This window comes from Pseudonocardia halophobica (assembly GCF_027922425.1).
Lineage (GTDB): Bacteria > Actinomycetota > Actinomycetes > Mycobacteriales > Pseudonocardiaceae > Pseudonocardia > Pseudonocardia halophobica.
This window is the reverse complement of the sequence record NZ_BSFQ01000085.1, coordinates 1-2,438: the sequence shown is the minus strand read 5'-3', so window position 1 is coordinate 2,438 and position 2,438 is coordinate 1. Positions and strand designations below refer to the sequence as shown.

Sequence of the window (2,438 nt, the reverse complement as noted above, 5' to 3'; positions counted from 1 at the left end):
CCGCGCGCCGCCGCGCTTCCCTCGCGATGAAGCCCGTCAGCGCGCACACCAGCGGCGCCGCCTGCGTCTCCTCCGCGCCGAGCAGGTAGACCGTCGCCCGGGTGTCGAGCAGGTCGCCGACGTCGAACGGGTGCGCGCCGCTCGCCGCAGCCGACGCCGCCGGCGAGGTCAACCAGCCCAGCGCCGGCATGATCGTCGAGGTGATCGATGTCCGCGTCCGGTCGTTGGTCGTGACGAACTGCGTGGCGTCCTGGACGTACTCGGGCGCGGGCGACTTCCGCAGCAGCGACGTGACCTCGCGGTGAGCCCCGTCCGGATCGGCGACCCACCCGAGGACCTGACGCATGGTCAGCTCCCCCAGCGCTGCCGCGTGCATCAGCGCGGCGAGGACGCGCCGAGCCTGGGTGTCCCAGAACTCGCGGTCGCCACCGCCGTGCGAACCTGCCGCGAGCAGGTCCGTGGCGCGCTCGGCTGCCGTCACCGGATCCGCGCAGCCGGTGAGCGGGTCGAAGGTGATTGTCGACGCGTGGCCGCCCAGCCCGACGGCGTTGAAGACGTAGGTCGGGCCACGACGAGCGCGGAGCGGCCCGGTCAGCTCGAGGAGATCCGTCCGGGTCGAGGTGACCACGGCGGCACCGGGAGCGTCGAGCAGGCAGCCTGCCAGCCACCCCGTCTTGCCGGTGCGAGGCCCACCGAAGATCAGCGTGACGTCCTCGATCGAGGCCCATACCCGCTGCAGTCCGACCCGGCACAGCGCGACCCCGACGTCAGACATCCGGATCCGGCCCCGCGCGGTGAGCGGCTGCGCCGACAGAGCGGGACGAACCGACGCCGCCTTACGGCGGATCGCTGCGGCCGAGGCCACGCGCGCGATGTCGACCGACGAGGCCACGCCGGACTTCCGGCGCGACCGGGCTCCCCAGCGGGTCACCTTCGCCGACGTCCGGCTCCAGCGATGCCAGCCCCACGCCACGAGCAGGGATCCGGGGACGAGCAGCATCCAGATCGGCAGGTGCCGAACCGCCCACCAGCCCGGAAGGACGGCGCAGGCCGCCACGATCACGGCCAGGCCCCGTGACCCGCGCATCCACGCGGCACCCGCTCCGATCGCGAGGAGCAGGAACAACAGAACGGGCGAGTAGGTCATGACGCGTTCTCCTCGGGGTCGTCGGGCGCGTCGTCGCGGCGGGACGAGGCGAGAAGCTGGCGTGCCTCGTGCTCCGTCACGCCGAGCTCCTTGGCGAGGCGCCGACGACCGATCCCGGAGGCGATGAGCGCCTCGGCGCGGTCGGATCGGCTCGGTTCCGATACGGGAGGGGCCGACTCCCACCACGGCGACAGAGGCTCGTCGCCGAGATCGGCCAAGTCGTCGTCCGGCAACTCGACGGGCGGCGCCGGCGTGACTCGACCGACCAGGACCGCGAGATGCACGACCGCCCCCAGAACGGCCGGCGCGATCGCGGACACGACCACGACGACCCACCACGGTGGCCCAAGCCCATAGGCCTCGAGGCCATGGCCCAGCGCGTTGGCCGCGACCGACAGGGCCAACAGGCAGAGAGCCAACGCGCGGGCGAACCGTCGAGCGGCGTCGGCCGCCCACCCGCCGAGCCAAACCAGGGAGCCCGCTGCCGCCCCGGCGTCGACGACGACCGGGAGCAGCCAAGCGAGCCAGACCGCGAAACCGCACATCCGGGCGAGATCGCGCAGCGCGGCGAAGGAGAGCACTGCGGCTGCCACCGCCACGACGAGCAGCAGCGAGAACAGAGCACCGCGCGCGGTCATCTGTGGCCTCCGCGGACACCCCTGTCGATCAGCGCGACGTACCGGCCTCCTCGTTGTTCAGGACGGGCGTGGCCGCGTCGTCGAGCGTGGAGAAGAAGGTCGCCACCGCGCCGGGAACCCCTTGCCCGATCGGGCTGGCCACGAAGAGCACGAGGGCGACGAGCGCGAACAGCACCGCTCCCCCGGGCACGCGCGCCCGAGCGCAGATGAACGCCCCGACGAGCGCGAAGAAGATCAGTACCCCGACGCCGTCCACCCCACCGGTCCTTTCGTCGTGCGTCCGTGGTCATGCCGCTCGCCTCCGGCGCCGCCAGCGCGGGATCTGAAACCCGCCGTCGCGCAGGACGCGGATGAGCCGAAGCCGCTCCCGGTAGGTCAACCCGCCCCAGATCCCGTGCGCCTCCCCGGTCGCGATCGCCGTCGCGAGGCATTCGGGCTGGACAGGGCACGACCGGCAGACCGCCTTCACCTGCCCCGCCGGCTGGCGGTCCTCCGGGAAGAAGAGGTCGGCGTCGATCTCCCGGCAGGTGGCGAACACCCGCCAGTCCGGGTCGACCTCGTGAACGAACAGGGCGGCGAAGAGCTCAGCCGCGCCCATCAGCAGCCTCCTCCGCGACGGCCGCAGTCCACTCCGCGACATCGACGGGGCGGGG

Annotated in this window: 4 protein-coding genes; all 4 read right to left on the bottom strand. The window is 72.9% G+C overall.

What is annotated here, in order from left to right; genetic code table 11:
* Positions 1-1,147: type IV secretory system conjugative DNA transfer family protein (locus PKE99_RS37195; RefSeq protein WP_271214987.1), on the bottom strand; the 1,147-nt coding region annotated here is incomplete at its 3' end.
* A complete protein-coding gene (locus PKE99_RS37190) occupies positions 1,144-1,785 on the bottom strand; it encodes a DUF2637 domain-containing protein (protein WP_051738361.1) in 642 nt (213 codons plus the stop codon). The genes PKE99_RS37190 and PKE99_RS37195, both read right to left, overlap by 4 nt.
* A gap of 28 nt (positions 1,786-1,813) precedes the next feature.
* Positions 1,814-2,041, bottom strand: a complete 228-nt coding sequence (locus PKE99_RS37185) for a hypothetical protein (protein ID WP_156068101.1) — start codon at positions 2,039-2,041, stop codon at positions 1,814-1,816.
* A 30-nt stretch (positions 2,042-2,071) separates the two neighbouring features.
* Complete coding sequence (locus tag PKE99_RS37180; protein WP_051738362.1) at positions 2,072-2,383, bottom strand: WhiB family transcriptional regulator; 312 nt, start codon at positions 2,381-2,383, stop codon at positions 2,072-2,074.
* Between the last annotated feature and the right edge of the window lie 55 nt (positions 2,384-2,438).